This is a genomic window from uncultured Parolsenella sp. (genome assembly GCF_934660935.1).
Lineage (GTDB): Bacteria > Actinomycetota > Coriobacteriia > Coriobacteriales > Atopobiaceae > Parolsenella.
In genome coordinates this window covers 99,067-125,306 of the sequence record NZ_CAKUIH010000005.1, presented here as the reverse complement: position 1 = coordinate 125,306, position 26,240 = coordinate 99,067, and the positions used below count along the sequence as shown (strand labels likewise).

The window sequence follows — 26,240 nt, the reverse complement described above, 5'->3', positions numbered from 1 at the left end:
TGTTGGGCTTGCGCCTGGATGTTTCGACTCCTAGCTGAACCAAGGGAAATCGACGCCGGGGACCCCACCGCCTGACGGAAGCTCCGCGCTCGTGGCGTAGGGCTCCCATTCGTTGACGCGGCTTCTCATGCCTTGGACGTCGAGGACGCCCTCCGCAAAGCCCTTTCGTACGAGCTCGGGTGGGAGCAGGCTGTCGTACTTCTCGAAAACCGGGACCTCCGTCGGGCCGAGGAGGTCGAGGGGGTCGAAGGGCTTGTTCGCCTCGTCGATGAGGGTTCGGAAGAACTCGCCGGGGCCCGCGCTCATGTGGAACTGCAGGTAGTAGGGGCGAGTCGGGTCAAGGCCCTTGATGCCGAGCTGTTTTGCGCACTTGTGCTTGATGAGGCGCTCGAGGGCGAGGAACGCGTAGCTTCCAAGCCAGGGGAAGAGTGCCCACGTGTCCTCCCCCAGGTTGATGAGGGGCGAGCGATCTATGTCCGCGCCGGCGGCTGCGCGGCGCGCGACGGCGAGACGTACCGTTGCGTTGCGCATGAGGAACGGATAGTTGCAGCGCTCCTCAAGGACGCGACGCATGCGCTCGAGCACGTGCGTGTGGATGTCGCCGGCGCACTCGCCAAAATAGGCGGGCACGCGGCCCTTGATCTTTGTGACGTAGACGACGAGACGCTTGTGATCGACCTCGTCGACCATCCAGGTGGCGCCGGCGATGGCGACCTTGCCGCCCGGGGGCGGCGGCGCGACGAGCGTGCCAAGATCTGCTGAGTCGCTGCGGACGGTGTACTCGATGTTCTCCTGAAAGACGCCGTAGAACTTGTACGAGTTGACGACGCGTTCTCCGGCCAGGCCGACGATGAGCGCTCCCGCCTCCGTGAGCTCGAGGTAGTCCGTCTCGAGGAGATGGCGGAGCAGGACCTTGAAGTCATCCGGACTCACGCGCCTGAACACGGTGAGGTTGAGCACCCTGCCCGCAAGCTCGCTCGCGGAGAGTTCGCCCTCGCTGGCGAGCGTGGCGAGCGTCTGGTGAAGCAGGAGGCTGTAGGGGAGGCGGTCGAGGCGAGGCGGCTCGACCCAGCGCTCCTCGAGGTAGAGTTGGACGAGGGCGATGCCCTGGAGGAGTTTCCACGGGATGGTCTCCGGGAGGAGAGCCCTGACGTCAGGGTGATCCTCGCGCATGACGAACCACATCTCGGGAGGGCGCTCCCGGCGGCCGGTACGGCCCATGCGCTGGAGAAACGCGCTCACCGTGAAGGGGGCGTCGATCTGGAAGGCGCGCTCGAGACGGCCGATGTCGATGCCGAGCTCGAGAGTTGCCGTGGTGACCGTGGTCATGCACTGCGTCTCGTCGCGCATGAGATCCTCCGCGGACTCGCGAATTGAGCTCGAGAGGTTGCCGTGGTGGATCAGGAAGCGATCCGGCTCGTGCACGAGCTCGCAGTAACGACGGAGCTCCGTGCAGTAGGCTTCCGCGTCCTCACGGGAGTTGGCGAAGAGCAGGCATTTCTTGTTGCGTGAGTGCTCGAAGACATAACCGAGTCCGGGGTCGGCCTCCTTGGGGGCAGTGTCCGTGGCGACGTCGAGCGTGGGACAGATGAAGAAGTCGTCGTCGATCTCATCGGGCTCGATGGGGGATGGGGCGGCGAGGGAGGTTTCGTCGTCTCTTGAGGCGACAGCGGGGCCAGACGCGCGGCCGCCGTCTTCGTTTGTGGCCTCGATGCCGCTCTCGTTTTTGGAGTCAGTGCAGGCGTTGCTTGCGAGGCCGGTGCTGTTGCTTGCGGAGCCGGCGTTGCTTGCGGGTCCGGCGCTACTGCTTGACGCCTTGCGAGCGTCTGCTGCCCTTCTCGAGGCGTCGAAATCGCGAAGCGAGCGCAGCGCCTCGGCGAGCGAGGCGTCTCCCGCCTGCTCTCCATCAAGGTAGAAGTGCTCCATCGAGAGATTCCATACGCGCTCGGGCTCCTGAACGCGCGGAACCACCCACCCGCGGCCCGTGTCCGCGGAGAGGAATGCGCCAACGGCGTCTGGGTCGCCGATCGTGGCAGAAAGTCCGATGCGGCGCGGGTTGACGCCTGCGATGCGACCGAGGCGTTCGATGAGCGAAATCGTTTGGCCGCCACGGTCTCCGCGCAGAAGCGAGTGGACCTCGTCGATTACGACGAAGCGAAGGTCGCTGAACAGATGCGGGATGGCCGAGTGCTTATGGAGTAGAAGCGCCTCGAGTGACTCTGGCGTGATTTGGAGGATGCCACTCGGCTTCTTGAGGAGCTTGGCCTTGTGGCTCGAGGAGACGTCCCCGTGCCAACGCCAGACGGGGATGTGCTCCTCGTTGCAGAGTTCCTCCAGGCGGAGGAACTGATCATTGATGAGGGCCTTGAGGGGGCCGATGTATATGGCGCCCACGCTCGCGGGAGGGTTCTCGTCGAAGAGCGTGAGGATGGGGAAGAACGCTGCCTCCGTCTTGCCGGACGCGGTCGACGCGGTGAGCAGGACGTTGTCATCCGTGTTGAAGATCGCCTCGGCAGCGGCCACCTGGATGCCACGGAGGTTCTCCCACTCATGGTCATAGATGAAGTCCTGGATGAAGGGCGCATAGCGAGAGAAGGTGTCCATCAGAGCTTGAACCCGGAGAAGTCTCTGCTGGATGTGCCTTCGGCGGGACGGCTCGCGCCCGCGATGGTGGAGGCCGTGCCAGCGGCTGCCGAGCCCGACGGCGCAGCACCCGCGAGCGTCACGCCCCCGTTCCGCGCTGCCGCGTCCGCCGTGTTGCCGGCTGCCGACGTGGTGGCGACCAGTGCGCTGGCACCACTCGGCGTATCGCCCACGCCGGACCCGTCGCCCGCGAGAATGCTCTCGATCGTGGTACCGGGGTTCTGGTGGAGGATGTCGAGAAGCTCGACGAAGTCGCGGATGACCTCGCGCGGGGTGAGATGGGTATCCGCGCCGACGCGCCCGTACTCGAGCTGGAGGAACCTGACGAGGTCCTCCGTGCCAAGCGTGCGCTCATACCCAAAGTAGCCCGCATGAATGTCCGAGAGTTTCTCCGTCAGGACGAGAAGCTCCTCATAGGTGAGGGGATTCAGCTTGATAACGGGCGCGAGCATGTCATACATGCCCTCGCGCGCGAAGCGGCCCTCTGCCAAGCGCGAGCGCAGGGCTTCGTACGAGTAGACTCCGCGGCGGCGGTCCTCGATTGATTGCGGAGTGCCGCCCATGATGATGCCCAGGTGGTGCGCCTTGCCCTGGAGCGTGTCGTTGTACATCGTGAGGATCTTCTCGTAGTTGTACTGGCGGGTGATGGCGTTTGGGATCTTGTAGAGGTTCACCAGCTCATCGATGAGGACGAGCATGCCCTGATAGCCGGCGCCCACGAGGAACTGCGCGAGGAGCTTGAGGTAGTCATACCAGTCGTCATCGCCGATGCAGCAGGAGATGCCGAGCTCGCCACGGGCCTCGGTCTTGGTGCGGTACTCGCCACGGAGCCACCTGAGGACGGCGGCGCGGCGCTCGTCATCCCCCTGGATGCTGGCCTCGTGGTAGGCTCGCAGGATGCGGGCGAAGTCGAACCCGTGGACCATCTCCTCGAGCGGAGCGCATGCTGCGGCGAGGGCTGCCTCTGCGCCGGCGGGGGAGGCATCAATGGTGGCGACCCAGCGATCGAGCACGAGCTGGAGCGCGCCGCCCTCCGGACGCGTCTTGGTCGAGAGGTTGCGAATGAGCTCGCGGTAGGTGGCGAGGCCCTGCCCGGCGGTGCCTTGGAGGCGACGCTCTGGCGAGAGGTCTGCGTCCGCAACGACGAAGCCCTTGCCCATCGCGTGCGTGCGGATCGTCTGGAGCAGGAAGCTCTTGCCCGCGCCGTAGCGACCTACGAGGAAGCGGAAGCTGGCGCCGCCGTTGGCGATAAGGTCGAGGTCATGGAGGAGGGCGCGAATTTCAGTCTCGCGGCCGACCGTTACGTAGGGCAGGCCGATGCGCGGCACCACGCCACCCTTGAGCGAGTTGATGATGACGGCAGCGATGCGCTTGGGCACGCGTGGCTTGGTGGCGGGCGCATCAGCGGATAGCGCCATCTGACTTGTGTTCTCACTCATAGGAGAGGGCCTCCCTCACGTCTTCTGCGTAGTCGTCGATGATAGTGGGCATGCCGGACACTAAACCGTCGAACTCAAGCGCGGTATCTCCAAGCAAGTCGAAGAGCTTCTCGTTGATGGAGTCCACGAGCATGTCGAGCGATGTGCCTGTGGGAACCTCCCATGGGGTGCCATCGAGAAGTGACTGAAGAAGCTCGAGCTCAATGGCAGTGAGGCCGTAGGGCGCCGGCGCTGTTTCCGCGGAAGACGCTTCAGCGGGTGCTATGGCTCGCTCCGCCGAAGGGCGGCCAGTCGTTGGGCCCTCGTCGGCGAACTCTCCCGTTCGGGCGGTAGGCTTTTCAGTCTCCGGCACAGCTGCGCCTGCCGGGACTTCAGGTGCCATGGCTTCGAGCGTTTTGATCCGCAGCGTGGGCGCCACTGCCGCGGCCGACATCGCCTCTCCCGCGTCCGACACAGCCTCATCCTCTCGCTCTTCATCGATGAGGAGCGAATCGCACGTGGCGTTTGCCGCGACGCGAATGCCGGCGAGCTGGGAGAGGTCGACCCGAACGGCCCTTGCCTCGCGGTCCGCCTCCCAGGCGAGGCGGGCCTCAATCTGCTCCGCCACGATCTTGTCGAGGTACTTCGGTGCGTCCTTCTTGGTGAGCGGATGGGGATAGCCAATCGCGACGCGCAGACGCTGGTCGATCAGGCGGAGAATGGCTCCGAGCTTGGAGCTGCGTCTGGCGGTGGTCAGGAATCCCTCGTGATACCAGCGCCCCTTGGCGCAACCGTAGCGATTACATGGGCTTATCTCGTAGATCGTGTCTTCGTGGGGGCTACCCGTCCAGAAGACGGCGTTCATGAACATGACGTAGGGGAAGGCCTGCGAGCTGCCGAAAAGATCTTCGACAAGGCCGGATTTGCGGTGCTTCTCGTAATAGAGGGCAAGCTCAGCGATAACGGAGCAGGTCACATGGCGGAGCGTCTTCGGACGGTCGCGATAGAGGCGGCTTACGCGTGGCCGGTAGGTTGACAGCGGGTCGAGTGCGGCGAAGAACCGCTCCTCCTCCGGCCTGTCTGCGCCAGCGAGAGCCATTGCCCGTGCATCTTGTTTGCGAGGCTTTTTCTGGGGCGTCGCCGCCATCCAAGAGCCGAGGGACTCCGTGAGGCTGACGAGTGCTTCGTCAAAGGCGGTATTTACGTACGGAGCGAGGTAGGACGCGTCAAGCCCATGCCAGACCGCGTAATCGCGGAGCCAACGCGTCACGTAACGTTGCAGCTCGGGGTAGGTGTCCTCGTGAGTCTTCCAGAAATGCTCGATGGCAAGGAAACCCTGCTCAGCCCTAGTGAGGCCTTCGCGGCTGCGCCCGATGGGCTCGAGTTCGATGCCAATGCTGCCGATTAGCTCATAGAGGTGAACGAACGCAAAGGAGAGGGGCGCCTTAGGGGTCTCCTCTCCGCGACGGACGGCGCTTCTCCATGAGAAATAGCCTCTGAGCTGGCGATCATTCATATCCACGTAAGTGGGGAAATAGCGCTCGAACGAGCCGTGATATTCGACGTCGTCCTCGTAATCCTCCATAAAGAGCGCTTGCTTGGTGAAGAGCTGGGCGCCAATCATCCCACGACCCTCAGGCGAGAGCGCCATCTCGCGCATCTCCTGTATGCGCGGGGGGATGTAGCTGGCCATTTGGGAGCCGCGCATGAGGATAGGCTCATCCGTGAAGACGCGGTCCACGAAGTCGCTGCGGCGGAGGCTGGGACTCTGGAGGAGCATGTCGAGCACTTCTTGAGCGGTAGATCGCATCATGCCTCCCTCCCGAGCCAGCCTTAGGGACGCCTATGATAGCACTGATTGCGAACATCTGTTTGACTTGCTTCTCCCGGGCAGCACGGGTGGAGCCAGGCTGCGGGCCGGAGCCGGGCTTTGGACCGCTTGAGCTTAGAACCAGGGGAGTCCCGCGCATACGGCGGCGATGACCACGGCAGGCAGCATGTTTGCCGGCTTGAAGGTACGAGGCCAGATGAGGTTGATCCCTACGCAGAAGATGAGGACTGAGCCTACGAGGGTGAGGTTGGCGAGCGCCGCGTCGGACAGGACCGGGGCGATGAGTGTGGCGAGCGCCGTGACGAGTCCCTGGAAAACGCCAACCGAGAGCGCGGAGAAGATACAGCCCTTGCCCATAGACGCCGCCATCGCGCAGACGATGATCGCGTCGATGGAACCTTTGAGCGCGAGGGCGGACCAATCGCCCGCAAGGCCGTCTTGGATGGAACCCACAATGGCCATCGCGCCGACCGAGAGGGTGAGCGATGCGGTGACGAAGCCGTCGACGAAGCGGGGGTCGCCGGAGCTGCCAGTGTGGTCGCGCAGCCATTTTCCGAGGTCATCGAAGCGAGCGTCGATGTCGATGACCTCGCCGATGACCGTACCGAGCGCCATCGACACGACAAGCATCATCGTGCCCGTCGTGGAGAGGAGAACGGCTCCGTCTTCCGCAACGGTGGCGACGAGCATGTGCTGGAGCGTGCCTGCGATGCCAACGAATACGATGCACGCGCCGCATGCGCGGAGAAGCGCGTCTTGCAGGCGCTCCGTGACGAGCGAGCTGGCGGCGAGGCCGATGAGCCCGCCGATAGTGATCAGGGTGACGTTGATGAGGGTACCGAGGCCGGGCATTGGGCTCCTTAACTGGTTTGTGCGGTCCTTTAGTATACAGGCGGCCGACAAGCGGCATCTGCGCTCGCGCCTCGATTCTTGCGATGCGTGCGGTATGGATGGCGCGTATAGTAGCCTCAAACCCGAGAAACGGAGGACGCATGGTCTACCCTGACAGGATTGTCGACTTCGCCTTCTGTCCTTATCCCTGCTACCAATACCTGGCAGACCTGGCTGATCCCGAGGATTGGGGCCCGGATAACAGGATATTGCTCAACTACATCGACTTCACGTACCGTCGTGCCGCGTACCTGCAGGAACGCGTCGATGAAGAGGGGAGAGGGAAGTCCTTCATCGTGTTGGATGGCGATTTCGCCTGTTTCAATACGGGGTTATTCACGCCGCGCTTCGAGGCGATATACGCATTGTTCCAGCCCAACAATCGCCCGGATGCCCAGCCATGGTTCCTTAAGGGCTTCTTTAAGTCGAGCGACTTGGCGCTGTCAGAGGTTGACGTGCTTCCTGCTCGCGTTCATTACACCGATAACCCCGCAGACCTCATTTATGATTTCCACCTGCGGGTTCGTCCGAATATCGATCATATTCTGGGCGATGAGAACAACTTGGCTCGCATCCCGGAGCAACTTCGTGGCAAGGGAAACGAGTGCTTGCTGCGTCGGGCCTTTGAGGGCGCTGTTGCGGAGGCCGAGCGCCGCGCGGCTGCGAACTACACCATTGCGGTGCCGCAGTATTACAACGGTCGTATCCAGCTGCTTTTGCCGCTTTGCCTTACGGGCAGCCAGCCGGAGCTCGCATTGACTATCTGCCGTGAGGACGGGTTCTATTCTGCGCGAACGTGTCTTACGCTCGATATGGCATATAACAATGCGCGCCAGATTTGCCGTCCGATGGCGAGCTGGCTGGCAAAGTAGGGCCAGGAAACTGAGCTTGACTGGACCTGGTACGGGAGAGGACGTCATGGCACGCGTAAAGAAGACCATGCTTTGGCGTGACGTCCTCGCCACGTTCAAGAAGTCAAAGGGGCGCTTCTGCTCCATCGTCTGCCTTATCGCCCTGGGCTCCTTCGCTCTCGTGGGCCTCAAGGTCGCGGGCCCGGATATGCGCGCGACTTCCGCCCGATTCTTCGACCGCTACGACATGGCAGACGTTACCGTTATTGGCGACCTTGGCCTTGATGCCGATGACCAGGCGGATATCAAAGCGACTCCCGGCGTTCGCGAGGTCGAGTTCGGCTACCTCAAGGACGTTACGATTGCGGACACCAATGACTCCATTCGACTCGAGTCGGTCCCTGAGCGCGTAAGCCAGTTTGAGATTGTTGGCGGTCGCATGCCTTCGGCTCCTGACGAAATAGCCGTCGACTCCTTCCTCGTGGATCGTTTTCCGCTCGGTTCGATGGTCGACCTGGTCGAAAAGGACGGCATGGGTGGCAGCGCGGTGCTGACGCAGACGCATTTTCGCGTTGTGGGACACGTGAGCTCGACGGAGATCATCGCGAGCGTGAACAAGGGCAAGACAACGGTGGGAACGGGCGACCTTACGGGATATGCCGTGGTAACGCCCGACGTCTTCAATGCGGACTATCGCATGGTTGCGCGCCTTACGTTTGATGACACCGAGGGTCTCGACCCGTATAGCGCGGAGTACCTCGCGCGCGTCGCGGCTCATAAGGAGGAACTTGCCACCGTGCTCGCATGTGCGCCGCCGCGCCGTCTCGCTGCGGTACGCGCGGAGTTCGACGACAAGATCGCTGACGGTCAGGCGACTCTCGACAACGCTCGCCAGCAGCTCTCCGATGCCAAGGCAGCGCTAGATGATGCTGCCGCGAGACTCGCAGATGGACAGCTGACTCTCGATGACACTTGGTCACAGCTTGAGGTGGCTGCCGCGCGGCTGGCGGGTGCGCGCGAAACGCTTTTCGCTTCCCGCGATCGCCTTGCAGACGCCCGCGCCCAGCTAGACGAAGGAGAGCGGCAGCTTGCCGAGGCGCGCTCCCAATACGCGGCGTCCGTCCAAGCCCTCGATGACGCCAAAACGGCAGCGGAGCAGCAAACGGCTCAGGCGCAAGCGCAGATTGACGCCCAACGTGCGGACGTTGCGCAAAAGAGGGACCAACTCGAGCAGGCACACGCCGCTGGCCTCATCGATGATGCGAGCTACGCCCAGCAATCAGCGCAGCTCGATGCCGCTGAGCAGCAGATTTCCGCGGCTCAGGTGGCTCTTGACCAGCAAGTCGCGAACGGTCAGGCGGAGTTTGCCGCCAAGCAGCAGGAGCTCGATGCCGTCTCCGCGCAGATTGGCGCAAGTGCCGAGAGGCTATCCGCAAGCCAGGCTGAGTACGCCGCCGGTAAGGCCACCTATGACGCCGGCATGGCCGAGTACAACGAGGGGTTTGCTGCCTATCAGCAGGGCCGCGCCGCGTATGACGAGGCGGCGGGCGCGCTTGCCCAAAAGCGTTCCGAGTACGAGTCTGCTCTCGCGGAGTACAACGACGCCTTGCCCGATGCCGAGCGGGAGATCGCCGATGGCGAGGCCTCCCTCGCCGATGCGCGCGAGCAGCGAGATTCCATCGACCAACCGGCTTACGCTGTCGACTCGCGTCGAGAAACCCCGGGCTCAGAAGGCTATAAGACCTACAGCAGCGTGAGCGAGATCGTCGATTCTCTCGCGGACGTCTTTCCCTACTTTCTCTACCTGGTGGCGGCACTCGTGGCATCGACCACGATGACTCGCATGGTGGATGAGGAACGCGTGAACTCCGGCACCCTCAAGGCCTTGGGATATCGCGACCGCGACGTCATGCTTAAGTTTGTGGTCTATGGGGCTACGGCGGGAGGCATTGGCGCGTTTGTCGGCATCGCGCTCGGTCATACGCTGATGCCATTCATCGTCTATAGCGCCTATGGTTCGAAATTCGTGCTACCACCCATCGAGATGCACTTCCGCCCGCTGGTGAGCGCGGCTGCCTTTGCGCTGGCCCTGGCCGTCTCGGTTGGCCCGGCGGCAGCGGTGGCCAAGCGAAGCCTGGCGGAGAAACCCGCCCAGCTCCTCCTCCCCAAGGCTCCGGCCGCCGGCTCGAAGATCATCCTCGAGCACATTTCGCCGGTGTGGAATCGCCTTAACTTTACGCAGAAGGTCACCTGCAGAAACCTCCTTCGCTACAAGAAGCGCATGCTCATGACCGTCGTTGGCGTGGCGGGCGCCGTATGTCTCATGTTCTGCGGCTTTGCCGTTCGCAACTCCATCAACGGCCTTGCCGACGCCCAGTTTGGCGACATCATCGGCTATGACTTGATCGTTGCCGAGAATAGCCACGTGAGCGAGGAAGAGCGCGTGGGGATAGATGCCGAGCTTGCCTCCGGTGCCGTCGCCAGCCACCTGCCTGTGCGCTACGAAAGCGTGACCAAGCGGGGCGGCGCCAAGGGCGATGACCAGAAGATCAATCTCCTTGTCCCTGAGGACGCGAGCGCTTTTGCTAGTTACCTGCGCATTCGCGAGCGCTCGACCGGCAGGGCGCTCGAGCTGTCTCCGGACGGCGCTGTGATTTCCGAGCGCCTCGCGAGCCTCATCGGCCTGCGCGTAGGGGATACTCTCACGTTCAAGGACGCGGACGGTCGCGAGTGCGGCGTGCGTGTGGCTGGCATCTGCGAGATGTACATGGAACACTTCATGTTCATGAGTGCGGAGGCCTACCAGAACTGCTTCGGCAAGCCCCTGGAGACGAATGCCTTTGTCGTGAACCTGACGGATAACGGCACGACGGCGATTCGCTCCGAGGCGGCGCGCTTCATGAGCCTTTCGGGCGTGATGGGGTGTGTGCAGAGTGCGGCGCTTATCGACCAGATCAACGTCGTGGTGAAGTCCCTCAACATGATCATGGGCGTGCTTATCGTGGTGGCGGTGCTGCTGGCGGTGGTGATCGTCTACAACCTCGTGACCATCAACGTGGCCGAGCGCATCCGCGAGCTGTCCACGATCAAGGTTCTCGGGTTCTATCCACGCGAAGTCTCGATGTACATCTATCGCGAGACGATCATCAACTCGTGTCTCGCGCTGCCGGTTGGCTGGCTGCTCGGTTGGATGCTGCAGCAGTACATCATCGCCGCCGTGCCGCCGGAGAACGTGATGTTCGATCCTGCTTGCGGATGGCTCCCCTTCGTGGTGTCGACGGTCGTCATCGTGCTCGTGGTTGCGGCGATGTATGCGGTCGTCAACCAGTATTTGCGCCGCGTCGACATGCTCGAAGCACTCAAGAGCGTGGACTAGGCGGAAACGAGAATCGTGGTCGGTTACGGATCCAGGATGAAAAGGGCCGGCAGGGGAGCGTCCCCTGCCGGCCACATATTAGTGCGCGCAAAACAATATATGTGCGCGAAGAGGCTGGCGTTGGAATCGGCGTACATCTTGCGCTTGGCACCAGCCGCCTTCGCTTTGCGTCGGCTGGTATGCACCTAGTGTCGGCCGCACACCCCGCGCCAACAAGATTCGCGCATCTTGCGCGGCCTGCCGCTCCGCAATCGCTAGAAGGAGTCGTTGCCAGAAGTCTTCTGCTGCTCGATGCGCTTCTTGTGGATAGCGCGACGCGCGTTGAGCCAGCACAGCAGAACCGTAAAGGCCTGGTCAACCTCCTCGTCCGTGTACTGAGACCTCACGATGGACATCGACTCGCCAAAGTGAACCGCATCATAGTGCTCATGCGCAGCGTTGAGCTCGAGGCCCTTCTCGCTCAGCTCGAGGAACTGGCGGTTGTCCATACCCTCCGCTTTGTTCTTGACGATAAGGCCGCGCGCGACGAGCCTATTCACGATCTGGGAGAACGCGCCCTTGGTCTTGCCAAACGCGAGTGCCATGTCGGTGAGCGTGACACCGGGGTGATCGGCGATGTACTTGATGACGTGGGTCTCCCAGGCGGTGTATGCCTCGCCGGTGCCGTAGTCATGGGGCTTCTTCGTTCCGGAATAGAAAGAAGACATCTGATGGAGGATGTCACATGCCGTGACGTCGTCAATGGGGTGACGAATGCCGTCATTGGGTACTGGCTGCGTCATATACAACCTCCCTTCATTCGAGGTAACCGTATGAGTTTACTACTAAAACATACAGTATTAATAGGGGAATGGCGATACCGTTCGCGGTCGATAAACTACCGTTCATAGTTTAAGCGTAAAACAACGCAAGTTAGCGTCTAAACTACGGCGATGTAGATGCTAAACAACGCCATGGCAAGCCAGTTCGCATCTGGTCGTTTTATAACCTCAAAGAAAAGAGGAAGTGAGTCGATGAGTCCTGCAATCTCTGTTCTTCTGACGCTGATTTACATCGCATTCGTCGTGCGCTGCGTCCTGAAGAAGGTCAACTCCGTCTTCATCTTCATGATGTCCGGCATCGCCGTTCTGATGGCCTATTCCGCCTTCACCGGCACCTCCGTCCTCGGTGAGGACACCACCGGTAACATCATTCTCGACTGCGTCGTGTTCGCGAAGAACTGCTTCTCCAAGAACATGAGCGGCGTCGGCCTCACGCTTATGATGGTCACCGGCTACGCGATGTACATGACGCACATCGGTGCCTCCACCAAGCTGGCCTTCCTCGCCACCAAGCCCCTCGGTGGCATCAAGAACCCCTACATCGTTCTGAGCTTCCTGTTCCTCATCGGCTGCGCTCTTAAGCTCGTTATCCCCAGCGCTTCCGGCCACGCGATGCTCCTTATGTCCATCGCCTTCCCGATCATGATCTCCCTCGGCATCAGCCCGCTCTCCGCGTGCACCGCCGTCGTCATGGGCAGCTTCCTTGACTGGGGCCCCAACGACTCCTCCGCCATCTTCGCCGCTGAGAAGGTCGTCGGCATCCCGATGATTGACTACTTCATGCAGTGGCAGCTCCCCGTCGGTGTCATCCTGTCCGTCATCGCCGCCATCCTTCTTCCCATGTGGCTCAACCGCTGCGACAAGAAGGCCGCCGCTTCTGAGGGCGTCGAGGGTCTCCAGCACGAGGCCGTCAAGGATTCTGACTGCCCGGTTTGGTACTCCATCTTCCCGGTTGCCCCGCTCGTCATCATCATTGCCTTCGCCTTCAGCCCCATTAAGATGGACGTCGCTGTCGCGAACCTGCTCTGCCTGCTCATCGTCTTCCTCATCGAGCTTGTTCGTAAGCGCGACAAGGCCGTCACCGACGACATGGGCTTCGTCATGAAGGAGATGGGTGGCGCCTTCGCTCGCGTCGTCTCCATCCTCTCTGCCGCCGCCATCTTCGCTGAGGGCATCAAGCTCCTCGGTGGCCTGACGGTCGTCTCCGGCCTCCTCGCCGAGGCCAACGGTGCCCCGATCATCGTCGTCCTCTGCATGTCCTTCATCACGTTCTTCGGTGCCTTCATCCTCGGCTCTGGCAACGCCTCTTGGTACGCCTTCGGCCCGCTCGTCCCGGATATGGCCACCACCATGGGCATGGCCACCCAGAGCATCGCCGTCCCGATGCAGCTCGCCACCGCTATGGGCCGCTCCATGTCCCCCGTCGCCGGCGTCATCATCGCTACCGCTGGTATGGGCGGCATCGACCTGCAGGATCTCTCCAAGAGCTGCATGATCCCCTGCATCACCATGTTCCTGCTGAACGTCATCATCGGCTACGGCTGGACCCTGTTCTTCTAAGCCCTCCCTTGTTTTACTGGACGTACCGCTGCTACCATCCAAGTAGTGCGTTGTTTTGCAGTCCGTTCTAACTCAGAAAGAAATGGAGCAAATCATGAGCCACGTTTACGATTTCGATAAGGGCGTTGATCGCCGCGGCACCGACGCCAAGAAGTTTGACCCGTCCCTCTGCCCGGACGACGTCCTCCCCTTCTGGATTGCTGACTCCGAGTTCCAGAGCCCGGTTGAGCTCACCGAGGCCCTCCACAAGCGCGTCGACATGCCCCACTACGGCTACCCCTACATCGACTCCGCTTTCGAGAACGCCGTCGCTCGTTGGTACAAGGTTCGTCACAACACCGTGCTGAACCCCGACTACATCGACTTCTCGCCGAACGTCATCATGGCCATGATCTGGGTCGTCAAGGAGTTCTCCGCCGTCGGCGATAAGGTCCTCCTCCAGACCCCGGTTTACCCGCCGTTCCACGGCCTCATCAAGAACAACGGCCGTCAGCTCGTCTACAACGAGATGAAGCTCGTCGACGGTCGCTACGAGATCGACTGGGAGGACCTCGAGAAGAAGCTCAAGGATCCCGCCCTCAAGGTCATGTTCATCTGCAACCCGCAGAACCCGACCGGCCGCAACTTCACCCGCGAGGAGCTCACTCGCATGGGCGAGCTCTGCATCGCCAACGACGTTATGGTCGGCATCGACGAGATCCACGCTGACATCGTCTTCGACGGCGGCGAGTTCATCCCGTTCTGCTCCATCTCCGAGGAGTTCGCTAACAACTCCATCACCTTCGTCAACCCGGCCAAGACCTTCAACATTGCTGCCTTCCGCACCGCTGCTTGGTTCACGCACAACGAGAAGATCTACCGTCGCATGATGAACCAGCAGGCTTACGCCAAGGGCATGGGTCGCAACATCTTCGGCAACATCGCCCTCGAGGTCTGCTTCGGCCAGTGCGACGACTATGCTGACCAGTGCCTCGCTTACCTCAACGGCACCCGCGACATGTTCGTTGACTACATCAACGAGAACGTCCCGGGCATCACCGCCATCAAGCCCGAGGCCACCTTCATGAGCTGGCTCGACTGCCGCGGCCTCGGCTTCGAGACCCAGCAGGAGCTCAAGGACTTCATGTTCAACGACGCTAAGGTCCTGCTGAACGACGGCACCACCTTCGGCGCCAAGGAGGGCTTCGGCTTCATGCGCTTCAACTTCGCCGCTCCGCGCTCCATGGTCATGGAGGGCGCTAAGCGCATCGAGGCTGCCGTCAAGGCTCGCGCCTAGTTCTTACGTGCAAGCGACTAAAGCCAAGCTGCACTAAGTAGCTGACAGCGGGGTGGGGCGGAGAAATCCGTTCCACCCCGTTTCTGCTTGGTCTCATCTGTTTAGTAACGTAACTATGCGGGTAGAAGTGCGGCAGAGAAGAGCGGGGTTTGCGCCTCGTATGTCAGTGCGATAGGAGGGTCATACGATGACCAACGAAGAACTGCTTGAGATCGGCACCGCCGATGGCGCGCTTGTTGCGCTTGTCTCCGAGACTGGCGAGGTCGTTTGGAGCGCTCAGAAGAGCCCGGCTGGCACCATCGTCAAGGCGATGCTCGCCAATGAGGTTCCCGGCGCGTACGCCCTCGTGGCCACTCAGCTTGGCGCCGCGCTTTCGACCGTGGGAAAGAGGCTTGGCGTCAAGAGGTTTGCGTGCCGTCAGCTCTCTCAGCCGGGCCGTCGTTTCCTCGAGGCTGCCGGCGTCGAGTTCTATGCCGAGGAGGACATTGAGCTCGTGAAGTCCTCGAAGGACCCCTCGAAGGTCTGCCCTGTTGAGGCTGCCCTCTCCGAGATGGAGACCGCAGAGGAGATGTGGGCCTTCCTCGAGAAGAAGTTCTCCTCCGAGGAGAACCCCAGCTGCAGCGTGCCCTGGGCTAAGTAGGAGAAGGGCACTTCCTTTCCATGGGTTAGTCTCCACAAACTAAACGCTTACGAAGGGATGGCGTTTCGTGGTAGGGTTGCCCATGCAACATAGGATGTAGTCGCAGCCATGCATACGCATACGGGCGAGATGAAGTTCAGACTTCGTCTCGCCCGTTTTATTTTGGCTCGACACATGGCCGCGCGCGATGTCCCGCGGAGACAAAGAGAAGGGAATTGCCCACATATGCCTACCAACAAGCGAGAGAGCCTGATCTTCACCGTCATCATGTGCTTCTGCATGGTGCTTTGGATGTCCATCTACAACGTCGCGCGCATGTACGGCCACGTCGGGATGGACGTGATCTTGGATGCTTGGATTGGTTTTCCGCCTGCCTATGTCTTTGCAATGCTGTGCGACGTGTTAATCGCGGGACCGCTCGCCAAAGGCTTCGCGTTCAAGTACCTCGTAACCCCGGGCAAGAGTTCTCCTCGCGCCATGACGCTCGTGGTCTCTGGCTGCATGGTAGTGCCGATGGTGATCATCATGTCGCTCTACGGCGCCTTTGAGGGAGCCTTCCATGCCGGTACGCTCGCGATCGTCCCCATGGCCTGGCTTTCGAACATCCCCTGGAACTTCGTGATGGCCCTGCCGTGGAACCTCCTCGTTGCCGGGCCCTTCGCTCGCTTTGTGTTCCGCCGCGCGTTCCCCATGGGGACCGTGCTTGAGGAGCCGGTCGAGCTGGCGGACCTCGGGGCTATTGGCGACGAGGACGAGGCGGATGACTTCGCTGCCGAGGCGGTGTAGCCAGACCTATACTCAGAGGAGGCGGGCTTACGAGACCCGCGTTTCCTCGGCTGGGAGGCTTTGCATGGAGATTGACGGCATCCAGATTAAGAAGGTGGCGTCGGTCGGTGCCGGCGTCATCGGGTATAGCTACGCGCTTAAGTTTGCGATGGCTGGGCTTGACGTGTGGGCGCAGAACCGCACGGAGGAGTCGAGCGAGCTCGCGCGCGAGCGTGTGACGGCTTCGCTGGAGTCCCTCGTGAAGAATGGCGTCTATACGGAGGAAGAGTCGGCGGCAATCGCGGGGCGTATCCATTACACCACCTCCATTGCCGAGGCGGTCGCGGGCGCACAGTTCATCCAGGAGTCCTCGGCTGAGCACTATGAGGTCAAATGGGAGCTCGTGAAGGAGATTGAGGCGGCGGCAGAGCCAGACGCCATCGTTGCGAGCTCAACGTCTGGCCTGCTCGTGACTGAGATCGCCAAGAACGCCAAGCATCCAGAGCGCTTCTGTGGCGGCCATCCCTACAACCCGCCTCACCTCATTCCGCTCGTGGAGATTACGAAGGGCGAGAAGACCGGCGAGGAGACCGTCGTGCGCGCCAAGGCGTTCTATACGGCTATTGGTATGGAGCCGGTCGTGCTGCAGAAGGAGGCTCTCGGCTTTATTTGCAACAGGCTTCAGATGGCGCTGTATCGTGAGGTGGCGAACCTCGTGCTTTCCGGCGTGTGCAGCATCGAGGACGCTGACAAGGCGGTGACCTTTGGCCCGGGCATTCGCTGGGGCATCATGGGGCCGTCTCTCGTGTTTGAGCTGGGCGGCGGCAAGGGCGGCGTGTCCGGCCTCATGAATCACCTCAATGACTCGATCAACCTGTGGCTTGAGGACATGGCGGACTGGAAGAGCTTCCCGCCCGAGTTTGCGCAGGTGGCACAAGACGGCGTGAACGCCGAGCTTGCCGCGCGTCCCGCACAGACGGGCAATACGCCCGAGAGCCTAGCGGAGTACCGTGACCATATGCTTATCGAGCTGCTGAAGCTCCACAAGAAGCTGTAGCGAAATGGAGGGCGAGCCTGACGATCTGGCTCGCCCTCTTGCTGTGAGATTGGGTTCGGGGGCGATTTCCCGCCAATTCCTGTTCTTACAAATAGCGCGCCTGCACGTTGACCGTGCAGGCGCGCTTTTGTGTCTAGCGGGTTTTGGTGTCTCTACAGCGCGACGTAGGCGCAACGCGACGTAGGCGCGGAGAAGCTCGATCTACAGCGCGACGTAGGCGCGGAGAAGCTCGAAGGTGTTGCGGACGCCGTCCATGTGGGAGCGCTCGTAGTTGTGCGAGGCGTAGACACCGGGGCCGATGAGGCCGTGTCGGATGTCGAAGCCGGCCGTGAGCGTGGCCTCGACATCAGAGCCATAGTGCGGGTAGACGTCGATCGCGTAGTCGAGGCCGGCGGCCTTGGCCGCCGCCGCGAGGTCGCTCACGACGTCATAGTTGTACGGGCCGCCCGAGTCCTTGGCGCAGATCGAAACCATGCGCTCGGTGCAGCCGAGGTCCGCACCCACGCAACCCATGTCGACGCTGATCATGTCGCGGGTATCCTCCGGCACGACGCTACCGCCGTGACCGACCTCCTCGTAAACCGTGAACAGCAGAGAGACCTTGCGGCAGAGCGTGATCTCGCCGGCGGCGACGGCGCGGGCGAAGCCGATGAGGATCGAGGCGGAGAGCTTGTCATCCAGGAAGCGGCTCTTGATGTAGCCGCTCTCCGTGATCGTGGTGCGCGGGTCCATGGCGATGATGTCACCTGTCTGAATACCCAGAGCCAGGACCTCGTCCTTCGTGATTACGTTCTCGTCGAGGAGGATCTCCATGTTCTTCTCGACCTGCTCGACCTTGTCGTCTGCGACGTGGGCGGAGGGCTCGGTATTGAGGACGACACCGGTGTAGGTGCGGCCGTCACGCGTGTGGACGGTGCAGTTCTCGCCATCCGCGGTGCGCCACTGGTGGCCGCCGAGGGTCGTGGGGCGCAGGCGGCCGTTGTCCTTGATGGAGCGGATCATGGCGCCGAGCGTGTCGATATGGCTGGCGAGCACGAGAGGGTTGCCCTCGCCGCCCAGCTGGACGAGCACGTTGCCCTTGTTAGAGATTCCGGGCGCGAAGCCAAGCTCGGTGAGGGTCTTCACGAGATAGTCCGCTGCATGCTTGGTATAGCCGGTGGGGCTGGGGATGGCGGTGAGCTCCGTGAGGCGCTCCGCGATGTAGGTGAGGTTGGAATCCAAGGTTTGCTCCGTGGTCGTGGTTGTTGCTTGTCCTCCATTATCGGCCAGACGTGGGGCGAACGACGCCGAGGCTCGGGCGCCGGCGCACAAAAAAGCGCCCCGGCTCGCGAGGGAACCGGGGCGCCTGATGGCAAGTGGCTACCTGAGTGACGGACGGCTGCCACCTGAAAAAGGGACTGTCCCTTTTTCAGGTTACATGGACTGTCCCTTTTTCAGGTTACATGAAGTACTTCACGCCGCTTTCGAAGACGGGCATGAACTTGTTGCCCGGCACGTTGGCGTAGAGGCCGTCGCCACGGCGCTCGACGTGGCCCATCTTGCCGAAGACGCGGCCGTCGGGGCTGGTGATGCCCTCGACGCAGGCGATGGAGCCGTTGGGGTTCACGTCGAGATCCATGCTCGGAACGCCGGCTTCGTCGACATACTGCGTGGCGACCTGGCCATTGGCGATGAGCTGGGCGAGAACCTCGTCGCTGGCGACGAAGCGTCCCTCACCGTGGGAGATGGCGACGGTGTAGTCGCTACCCTGCTCGCACTGGGCGAGCCACGGCGAAAGGTTGCTCGCGACGCGGGTACGCACGAGGCGGCTCTGGTGGCGGCCGATGATGTTGAACGTCAGCGTGGGCGCCTCGGGCGTGGCGTCGACGATGTCGCCGTAGGGAACGAGGCCAAGCTTGATGAGGGCCTGGAAGCCGTTGCAGATGCCGAGCATGAGGCCGTCGCGCTGCTGGAGCAGGTCGCGAACCGCCTCGGTGACCTCGGGGGCGCGGAAGAAGGCCGTAATGAACTTGGCGGAGCCATCGGGCTCGTCGCCGCCGGAGAAGCCGCCCGGGATCATGACAATCTGGCTCTTGCGGATGCGCTCGGCCAGCTCGTGGGTGCTCTCGGCAACAGCGGCAGGCGTGAGGTTGTTGATGACGAAGACGTCGGCGTCGGCGCCGGCGGCGGTGAAGGCGCGGGCGGAGTCATACTCGCAGTTGTTGCCCGGGAAGACGGGGATGGTCACGCGCGGGCGACCGAGCTTGGCGCCACTGAAGACGTGGACGTCCTTGGCCTGGTAGTTGATTGCATCGACCTTCTCGGCCTCGACCTTGGTGCGGTAGGGGAACACGCCCTCGATGCCGCTCTCCCAAGCCTCCTGGAGGGTCGCGAGATCGCAGGTCTCGCCGGCGGCAACGAACTCGTAGGCCTCGGTCGTGGTGCCGAGGAGCTCGACGGAGACGTTGTCGGTCGAGGCGGGCAGCTCGGCGCCGTCGGCGAGCTCCACGAGGAAGCTGCCGTAGGCCGGGTCGAACAGGCTGTCGGCAGGGACGTCCTCGACGAGGGTGACGCCGAGCTGGTTGCCGACGCACATCTTGAACAGGGCTTCGGCCTCGCCGCCGTAGCCGGGCGTGGAGATGGCGAGCGCGGCGCCATCGCCCACGAGCTTCTCGATGACGTCGAAGGTCTCGAGCAGGCCGGTGGCGTTCGGGCGGTAGTCGTCGCCGTACTCGGCAGGCTCGACGCAGATGACGCGGTGGCCGCTGGCCTTGAACTCAGGCGAGGTGGCGCGGGCGGTCTTGCCCACGGCGACGGCGAAGCTGATGAGGGTGGGCGGGACGTTGAGCTCGCCCTCGGCATCCTCGAAGCTGCCGCTCATCGAGTCCTTGCCGCCGATGGCACCAGCGCCAAGGTCCATCTGGGCCATGAGGGCGCCGAGGACGGCGGCCATGGGCTTACCCCAGCGCTCGGGCTCGGTGCGCAGGCGCTCGAAGTACTCCTGGAAGGAGAGGTAGGCGTCGCGGTGGGCGAAGCCAGCAGCGACGAGCTTGGAGATGCTCTCGACGACGGAGAGATAGGCGCCGGCGAACTGGTTCTTCTCCATCAGATAGGGGTTGAAGCCCCACGCCATGGCGGAGGCAGTGGTGGTCTCGCCGTCGACGGGGAACTTCGCGACCATCGCGGAGGTGGGGGTGAGCTGAGTCTTACCGCCGAAGGGCATGAGGACCGTGGCGGCGCCGATGGTGGAGTCGAAGCGTTCGGACAGACCCTTGTTGGAGGCGACGTTGAGGTCGCGGACGAGCGAGTTCATGCGCTCGGCGAGGGTGTCGCCTGCCCACTCGGGCTCCCAGCGCTCTGCCTTCAGGACGTGGACGTCCATGTGCTTCGGGGCGCCATTGCTGGCGAGGAACTCGCGGGAGAGGTCGACGATGGTGTCGCCACGCCACGTGATGTGGACGCGCGGGTCCTCGGTGACGGTGGCGATGACGGTGGCCTCGAGGTTCTCCTCGCGGGCGTAGCCCATGAACTCATCGACGTCGGAGGCGGCAAGGGCCACGGCCATGCGCTCCTGGCTCTCGGAGATGGCGAGCTCGGTGCCGTCGAGGCCCTCGTACTTCTTGGTCACGCGGTCGAGGTCGATGTCGAGGCCGTCGGCGAGCTCGCCCACGGCGACGGAGACGCCGCCGGCGCCGAAGTCATTGCAGCGCTTGATCAGACGGCAGGCGTCGCCACGACGGAAGAGACGCTGGAGCTTGCGCTCGACAGGGGCGTTGCCCTTCTGGACCTCGGCGCCGCACTCCTCCAGGCTCTCGACGTTCTGGGTCTTGGAGCTGCCGGTGGCACCGCCGATGCCGTCACGGCCGGTGCGGCCGCCGAGAAGGACGATCTTGTCGCCGGGGGCGGGGCACTCGCGACGCACGTGGGAGGCGGGGGTGGCGCCCACGACGGCGCCGACTTCCATGCGCTTGGCCATGTAGCCGGGGTGGTAGAGCTCGGAGACCTGGCCGGTGGCGAGGCCGATCTGGTTGCCGTAGCTGGAGTAGCCGGCAGCTGCGGTGGTCACGAGCTTGCGCTGCGGGAGCTTGCCGGCGCGCGTGGTGGAGACGGGGACCGTCGGGTCAGCGGCGCCGGTGACGCGCATGGCCTGGTAGACGTAGCTGCGGCCGGACAGCGGGTCGCGGATCGCGCCGCCGATGCAGGTGGCGGCGCCGCCGAAGGGTTCGATCTCCGTCGGGTGGTTGTGGGTCTCGTTCTTGAAGAGGAAGAGCCAGTCCTGGTCCTCGCCGTCGACGTCGACCTTCACCTTGACGGTGCAGGCGTTGATCTCCTCGGACTCGTCGAGGTTCTTGAGGATGCCCTGCTTCTTGAGCCACTTGGCGCCGATGGTGCCCATGTCCATGAGGCAGACGGGCTTGGCGTCGCGGCCGAGCTCGTGGCGGACCTCGAGATACTTGTCGAACGCGGCCTTGACGACCTCGTCATCGATCTGGACGTTCTCGAGCTGGGTGCCGAAGGTGGTGTGGCGGCAGTGGTCAGACCAGTAGGTGTCGATGACGCGAATCTCGGTGATGGTGGGATTGCGCTTCTCGCTGGCGAAGTACTCCTGGCAGAACTTGATGTCCGCGAGGTCCATGGCAAGACCGCGGTTGGCGATGAAAGCGGCGAGACCGGCCTCATCGAGGTTGAGGAAGGCGTCGAGAACCTCGACGTCGGCCGGGGTGGCGACCTCCATCTTGAGCGTCGCCTTGGTCGAGAGCGTCGCCTCGCGGGCCTCGACGGGGTTGATCACGTAGTGCTTGATAGCGTCGATGTCGGCGGCGGAGAGCTCGCCGGAGAGGACGTAAACCTTGGCGGATCGAACGTCCGGGCGCTCGCCGGCGCTCACGAGCTGGACGCACTCGCTGGCGGAATCCGCGCGCTGGTCGAACTGGCCGGGCAGGTACTCCACGGCGAAGACGGCGGTGCCGGCCGGGGCGGAGGCGACATAGCCGCGCTCATCGAGCTCGATGCCCTCGACGGGGAGCTCGGCAGTGGCGGTGTCGACCTGCGGCTCGCTGAAGACGATGGGCACGCAGCGCTGGAACAGGGCCTCATCGACCCCCTCGACGTCATAGCGGTTGATGACGCGGAGGCCCGTTAGGCCACCGATACCGAGGATGGTGCGCAGCTCTTGTGCGAGCTGCTGCGCCTCCACGTCGAAGCCCGGCTTCTTCTCAACGTAGATGCGAGAGACCATTGATCCTGCCCTTCTCGGCTTTTGGCCGATTCGCGGTGCTTGGTTTCCTTGCGATGTGAATGCGGCTGGCTAGGCGGTCAGACCCAGCGCCGCGCGTGCCGCGGCACAGCTGGGCGGCCGTTGGCACAACTCCTTATTATGCCGCGAGATCGGCCAGCGTGTTGGCCGCAAGTTGACAAAGGAACAGTCCCTTTGTCAACTTTGCGCGGGCTGCCACCTGAAAAAGGGACAGTCCCTTTTTCAGGTGGCGTGCGTGAGCTCGGACTGCGGTGGCGCTATGCTTGGAGAACTCGCGGGTTGACGGCTCAGGGAGGCCTTTCGCTATGAACGAGTTCGAGGCTACGAATGACGATTTCCGCCACTTGGATGACGGCCTTCCGCCGGAGATTCAGCGGCTCAAGGACGCGGGACAGCTCAAGCGCGCCATCCGCCTCATCGAGGGCGAGCTGCGTGCGGGAACGCGTCCCGAACTTGCGTCTTGCCTGCGTGCCGAGCGTGCCCGTATGCTGCGTACGCCGCTCGACTTCTGCGTGACGCGAGAGGCGGCCCTCGAGCAGGTGCGTGCGGAGTGGCCGGATTTCTCCGAGGACGACCTCGACCGTCTCGTTGACACGCGACGTATCGATTGGCGCCTCGTCGGGGGAGAGCAGCGCTTTCTCGACAACTTCGTCGACTCGCTGCGGAAGTATCCCGAAGACGTGCCTGGTCTCGCGTGCCCCGTGCAGGACCGCGCCGAGCAGCTTGCCGTTCTCGATGAGATGCGCGAGAAGGGCTTCGCCGAGCGACGCATTCGCATCCGCGCGAGCATCGCGGCGGGCGAGGGTGTTGACGTGGCGCCGGATACGCCCGTGCGCTGCTGGCTGCCCCTGCCCGCCAAATGCCCGCAGGTCTGCGACATCCAGCTGCGAGATGCCACGCCGGGCGTCCAGGTGGCGCCCGCCGACGCGCCGCAGCGAACGGCCTATTGGGAGACGTGCGGCGAGCGTGAGTTCTACGTGGACTACGAGTACACGATTCGCGCGCCGTACGTGGACCTTTGGTGCGAGGCGCCGGCTCCTGCCGAGAAGGACGCGCGCTTTGCCTCCGCGCCCGCGCCCGAGGTGGCGGATGTCGCCGAGCAACGGCCGCATGTTACGTTCACGCCCTACCTGCGCGAACTCGCGGATCGCCTGTTCGCGACCATCCCCGCCGATGACGCACTTGGCCGTGCGCGTGCCGCCTATGACTACGTGACGAACAACGTCGACTACCGTTTCCAGCCTGAGTACCTGCTGCTCGATCCCATCGCAGACTCGTGCGCGAAGTCGCTTCGTGGCGACTGCGGCGTGTTTGCCGTCACGTTCATCACACTGTGCCGCCTGGGCGGCGTGCCTGCGCGCTGGCAGAGCGGCCTCTATGCGGCGCCCGATTACGTGGGACCGCATGACTGGGCGATGTTCTACGTCGAGGGACTTGGGTGGCTCTGGGCCGATTGCTCGTTCGGCTCCTCCGCCCGCCGTGATGGCGACGAGGCACGCCGCCGCTTCTACTTTGGCAACCTTGGCCCGTGGCGCATGGTCGCGAACTCGCAGTTCATGGCCCCGCTTACGCCTGCGTGCGACACGCTGCGCGCGGACCCGTATGACAACCAGGTGGGCGAGCTGATTGTCGGCGATCGCGGACTCACCTTCCATGACTTCACCTGGCAAACCACCCTCGTCTCCATGAGCTAGTGGCCTCGCGCGAAACCTGCAAAAGGGACTGTCCCTTTTTCAGGTGGCGGCGCGCGGGTTGACAAAGGGACTGTCCCTTTGTCAACTTGTTTGGGATGAGAACTAGGGATGACATACCTGAGCTCTTGGCGCCGGCGGGGAATCGTGAGGCGTTCCTTGCTGCCGTCGCGGCGGGGGCGGATGCGATCTATTGCGGCGTTACCGGTGAGCTTAACGCCCGCCGCCGTGCGGGAGGTATCGGGCCCGGCGAGCTTGCTGGGCTCTGCGACTTCGCCCACTCCCGCGGCATTCGCGTCTACGTGACGATGAACGTTGTCGTGAAGCAGGCGGAGCTCGTCGGCGCCATCGGCGCGGCGGGCCGTGTGCTCGACGCGGGCGCCGACGCCCTTATCATCCAGGACCTGGGCTTTATTGCCGAGGTGCATCGTGCGTTCCCCTCGGCGGAGATTCACGTCTCGACTCAGGCGAACGTCCACGACGCGCGCGGGGTCCGCCTGTGCGAGCAGCTTGGTGCCTCGCGCGTGACGCTCTCTCGCGAGTTGCTGCTGGCGGAGATTGCCGTCATTGCCGCGGAGACGAACGCGGAGCTCGAGGTTTTCTCGCATGGGGCAATTTGTCCCAGCTATTCGGGCATATGCATGCTCTCGAGCTTCCTGCGCGAGGGCCGCTCTCCCAACCGGGGTCTCTGCGCCCAGCCGTGTCGCTTGCCGTTCGATCTTGTGGACGAGCGCGGCGTGCGCCTTCAGGTGCCGGATCGCGGACGCCCGCTCTGCACGCATGACAACTGCGTGATCAATGACCTGAGGCCCATGGTCGATGCGGGCGTTTCTGCCTTCAAGCTCGAGGGACGCATGAAGCCGGCGGCATACGTTTGGGCCGTTACCTCGGCATATCGAGCGGCGCTTGACGCGATCACTGCCGGCGCCGACGTACCTGGCTCTGCGCGGGCCCGTCTCAAGCGCACGTTCAACCGTGGCCTCACCGACGCGTATCTGCACGGCACCTCGGGAAACGAGCTCATGAGCTATGAGCGTAGTGGCAACCGTGGCGAGGTCGTGGGCGAGGTCGTGGGGTTCGAGCCCGAGCCCGGCTTCAAGCCGCGCGATGGCCAGCAACTGCGTGGCACCGTGCGCGTGCGCCTCTCCGCGCCCGTGGGGGAGGGCGACTCCATCGAGCTCAGGCCACAGGGGGATCCCGAGCGCTTCCTCGTGGTTAAGGCTCCGTGCGACGCGCGAGCGGGAGACGTCATCGAGTGCTCCTGTCCCAGGCCGATGGAGTCGGGTGTTCCCGCTCGAGTCACGAAATCCGTGGCGTTGGAGCTTGCGGCGGCAAAGGCGGTGAGCGAACTTGAGCAAGAACTCTGAGCTCTGCGCGCTCGTGCGCAGCATTGATGATGTGCCCGCTTTGCGCGCTGCTGGTGCCACCCGTATTTACCTCGACGTTATTGACGCGCAGCCCGCGCCTGAACTTCTCGCTCGCGTGGCGGAGGAGGCCGTCATCCCCGTCTTGGACGAGGTTTGCCGCGAGGCAGACCATGCCCGCGTTGACCCGTGGCTGCGCGGCGGGATGCCAGCGGCGGTGGGTAATGTCTCCGAGCTCGCCCTCGCTCGCGAGCGTGGCGCCCTTGTCGAGACGCGCTCCTGTATTCCTGTGCACAACACGTCTACGCTGCGGCTTATTGGCGATCTTGGCGCTCAGTTCGCCTGGCTGTCTCCGGAGCTCTCGCTTGATGAGGCGTGCGAGCTTGCGCGAGCGGATGCCTTGCCGCTTGGTGCGACCGTCTATGGGCGTCCGCGCATCATGACGTGCGAGCACTGTGCCTTGCAGGTCGCCTATGGCTGCGATCGCGACCATGTGCATTGCCCGCATCGGAGTGAGGCCCATTGGCTCGTGAACATCGACGGGCGCGCCCTGCCCGTGCGCACGGATGCCAGCGGTCGCTCTCGCATCTACCTCGATGAACCTCTCGACCTTGTGCCCTATGCGGCCAAGCTTGCCGAGGCGGGCGTTGCCCGTCTGCTCGTCGACGCGGCGTCGACGAGTGTTGACGAGGCCTGCGACGCACTCGCGAGGCTTCGCCGCGTGCTTGCCGATGAGGATGTGGAGCAGCGCGGCATCGAAGGCCTTGCCCAAACGGGCGTCGAGTAGCTAGCCTCCCGGACAGCGTTCCATTGTGGCGAG

17 protein-coding genes are annotated in these 26,240 nt (G+C 63.2%); 10 read left to right on the top strand and 7 right to left on the bottom strand.

Features of this window, described 5'->3' with window-relative positions; genetic code table 11:
* Positions 1-30 precede the first annotated feature (30 nt).
* The 4 genes from Q0H23_RS03940 to Q0H23_RS03925 form a co-directional block, all read right to left on the bottom strand.
* A complete protein-coding gene (locus tag Q0H23_RS03940) occupies positions 31-2,604 on the bottom strand; it encodes a DEAD/DEAH box helicase (RefSeq protein ID WP_293835927.1) in 2,574 nt (857 codons plus the stop codon).
* Entirely contained in the window at positions 2,604-4,082 is a 1,479-nt protein-coding gene (locus Q0H23_RS03935; protein ID WP_293835925.1) for an ATP-binding protein, read from the bottom strand. Before Q0H23_RS03935 ends, Q0H23_RS03940 begins: the two co-directional genes overlap by 1 nt.
* Positions 4,075-5,874 carry a TerB N-terminal domain-containing protein gene (locus Q0H23_RS03930; RefSeq protein WP_293835922.1) on the bottom strand — a complete coding sequence of 600 codons (1,800 nt, stop codon included), beginning with the start codon at positions 5,872-5,874 and terminating at the stop codon, positions 4,075-4,077. Before Q0H23_RS03930 ends, Q0H23_RS03935 begins: the two co-directional genes overlap by 8 nt.
* Before the next feature lie 132 nt (positions 5,875-6,006).
* On the bottom strand, positions 6,007-6,744 hold the full coding sequence (locus Q0H23_RS03925; protein WP_293835919.1) for a DUF554 domain-containing protein: 738 nt from the start codon (positions 6,742-6,744) through the stop codon (positions 6,007-6,009).
* A gap of 140 nt (positions 6,745-6,884) precedes the next feature.
* Between Q0H23_RS03925 and Q0H23_RS03920 the strand changes: the two genes are divergently transcribed.
* Together Q0H23_RS03920 and Q0H23_RS03915 are read left to right on the top strand one after the other, a co-directional pair.
* A complete protein-coding gene (locus Q0H23_RS03920) occupies positions 6,885-7,655 on the top strand; it encodes a DUF3825 domain-containing protein (RefSeq protein WP_293835917.1) in 771 nt (256 codons plus the stop codon).
* A gap of 46 nt (positions 7,656-7,701) precedes the next feature.
* Positions 7,702-11,010: an FtsX-like permease family protein gene (locus Q0H23_RS03915; protein WP_293835914.1), complete on the top strand. Its 3,309-nt coding sequence runs from the start codon at positions 7,702-7,704 to the stop codon at positions 11,008-11,010.
* A gap of 254 nt (positions 11,011-11,264) precedes the next feature.
* Here the strand turns inward: Q0H23_RS03915 and Q0H23_RS03910 are convergent, their stop codons facing one another.
* Positions 11,265-11,792 carry a MarR family winged helix-turn-helix transcriptional regulator gene (locus Q0H23_RS03910; RefSeq protein ID WP_293815786.1) on the bottom strand — a complete coding sequence of 176 codons (528 nt, stop codon included), beginning with the start codon at positions 11,790-11,792 and terminating at the stop codon, positions 11,265-11,267.
* 231 nt (positions 11,793-12,023) lie between these two features.
* On the opposite strand from Q0H23_RS03910, the gene dcuC reads away from it, so the two are divergent.
* The 5 genes from dcuC to Q0H23_RS03885 all read left to right on the top strand — a co-directional run bounded on the left by dcuC (position 12,024) and on the right by Q0H23_RS03885 (position 17,129).
* Entirely contained in the window at positions 12,024-13,391 is a 1,368-nt protein-coding gene (dcuC, locus tag Q0H23_RS03905) for a C4-dicarboxylate transporter DcuC (protein WP_293815784.1), read from the top strand.
* A 94-nt stretch (positions 13,392-13,485) separates the two neighbouring features.
* Positions 13,486-14,667 (top strand): MalY/PatB family protein, encoded by a 1,182-nt coding sequence (locus tag Q0H23_RS03900; protein ID WP_293815781.1) that lies wholly within the window; start codon positions 13,486-13,488, stop codon positions 14,665-14,667.
* Between the two features lie 187 nt (positions 14,668-14,854).
* Positions 14,855-15,307, top strand: coding sequence for a DUF1893 domain-containing protein (locus Q0H23_RS03895; protein ID WP_293835912.1), 453 nt, complete (start codon positions 14,855-14,857; stop codon positions 15,305-15,307).
* A 225-nt stretch (positions 15,308-15,532) separates the two neighbouring features.
* Entirely contained in the window at positions 15,533-16,093 is a 561-nt protein-coding gene (locus Q0H23_RS03890) for a DUF2798 domain-containing protein (RefSeq protein ID WP_293835910.1), read from the top strand.
* A gap of 64 nt (positions 16,094-16,157) precedes the next feature.
* The gene (locus tag Q0H23_RS03885) at positions 16,158-17,129 is read left to right on the top strand and encodes a 3-hydroxyacyl-CoA dehydrogenase family protein (protein WP_293835908.1); all 972 of its coding nucleotides are present in this window, start codon (positions 16,158-16,160) and stop codon (positions 17,127-17,129) included.
* A gap of 201 nt (positions 17,130-17,330) precedes the next feature.
* On the opposite strand, the gene Q0H23_RS03880 is transcribed toward Q0H23_RS03885, so the two are convergent.
* Entirely contained in the window at positions 17,331-18,350 is a 1,020-nt protein-coding gene (locus Q0H23_RS03880) for a M42 family metallopeptidase (RefSeq protein ID WP_293835906.1), read from the bottom strand.
* Between the two features lie 217 nt (positions 18,351-18,567).
* Positions 18,568-22,347 (bottom strand): phosphoribosylformylglycinamidine synthase, encoded by a 3,780-nt coding sequence (locus Q0H23_RS03875; RefSeq protein ID WP_293835904.1) that lies wholly within the window; start codon positions 22,345-22,347, stop codon positions 18,568-18,570.
* A gap of 323 nt (positions 22,348-22,670) precedes the next feature.
* On the opposite strand from Q0H23_RS03875, the gene Q0H23_RS03870 reads away from it, so the two are divergent.
* The 3 genes from Q0H23_RS03870 (at position 22,671) to Q0H23_RS03860 (ending at position 26,207) form a co-directional block, all read left to right on the top strand.
* A complete protein-coding gene (locus Q0H23_RS03870; protein WP_293835902.1) occupies positions 22,671-24,059 on the top strand; it encodes a transglutaminase-like domain-containing protein in 1,389 nt (462 codons plus the stop codon).
* Between the two features lie 95 nt (positions 24,060-24,154).
* Positions 24,155-25,423 (top strand): peptidase U32 family protein, encoded by a 1,269-nt coding sequence (locus Q0H23_RS03865; protein WP_293835900.1) that lies wholly within the window; start codon positions 24,155-24,157, stop codon positions 25,421-25,423.
* Positions 25,407-26,207 carry a U32 family peptidase gene (locus Q0H23_RS03860; protein ID WP_293835898.1) on the top strand — a complete coding sequence of 267 codons (801 nt, stop codon included), beginning with the start codon at positions 25,407-25,409 and terminating at the stop codon, positions 26,205-26,207. The genes Q0H23_RS03865 and Q0H23_RS03860 overlap by 17 nt, the downstream gene beginning before the upstream one ends.
* The last annotated feature ends 33 nt before the right edge of the window (positions 26,208-26,240 follow it).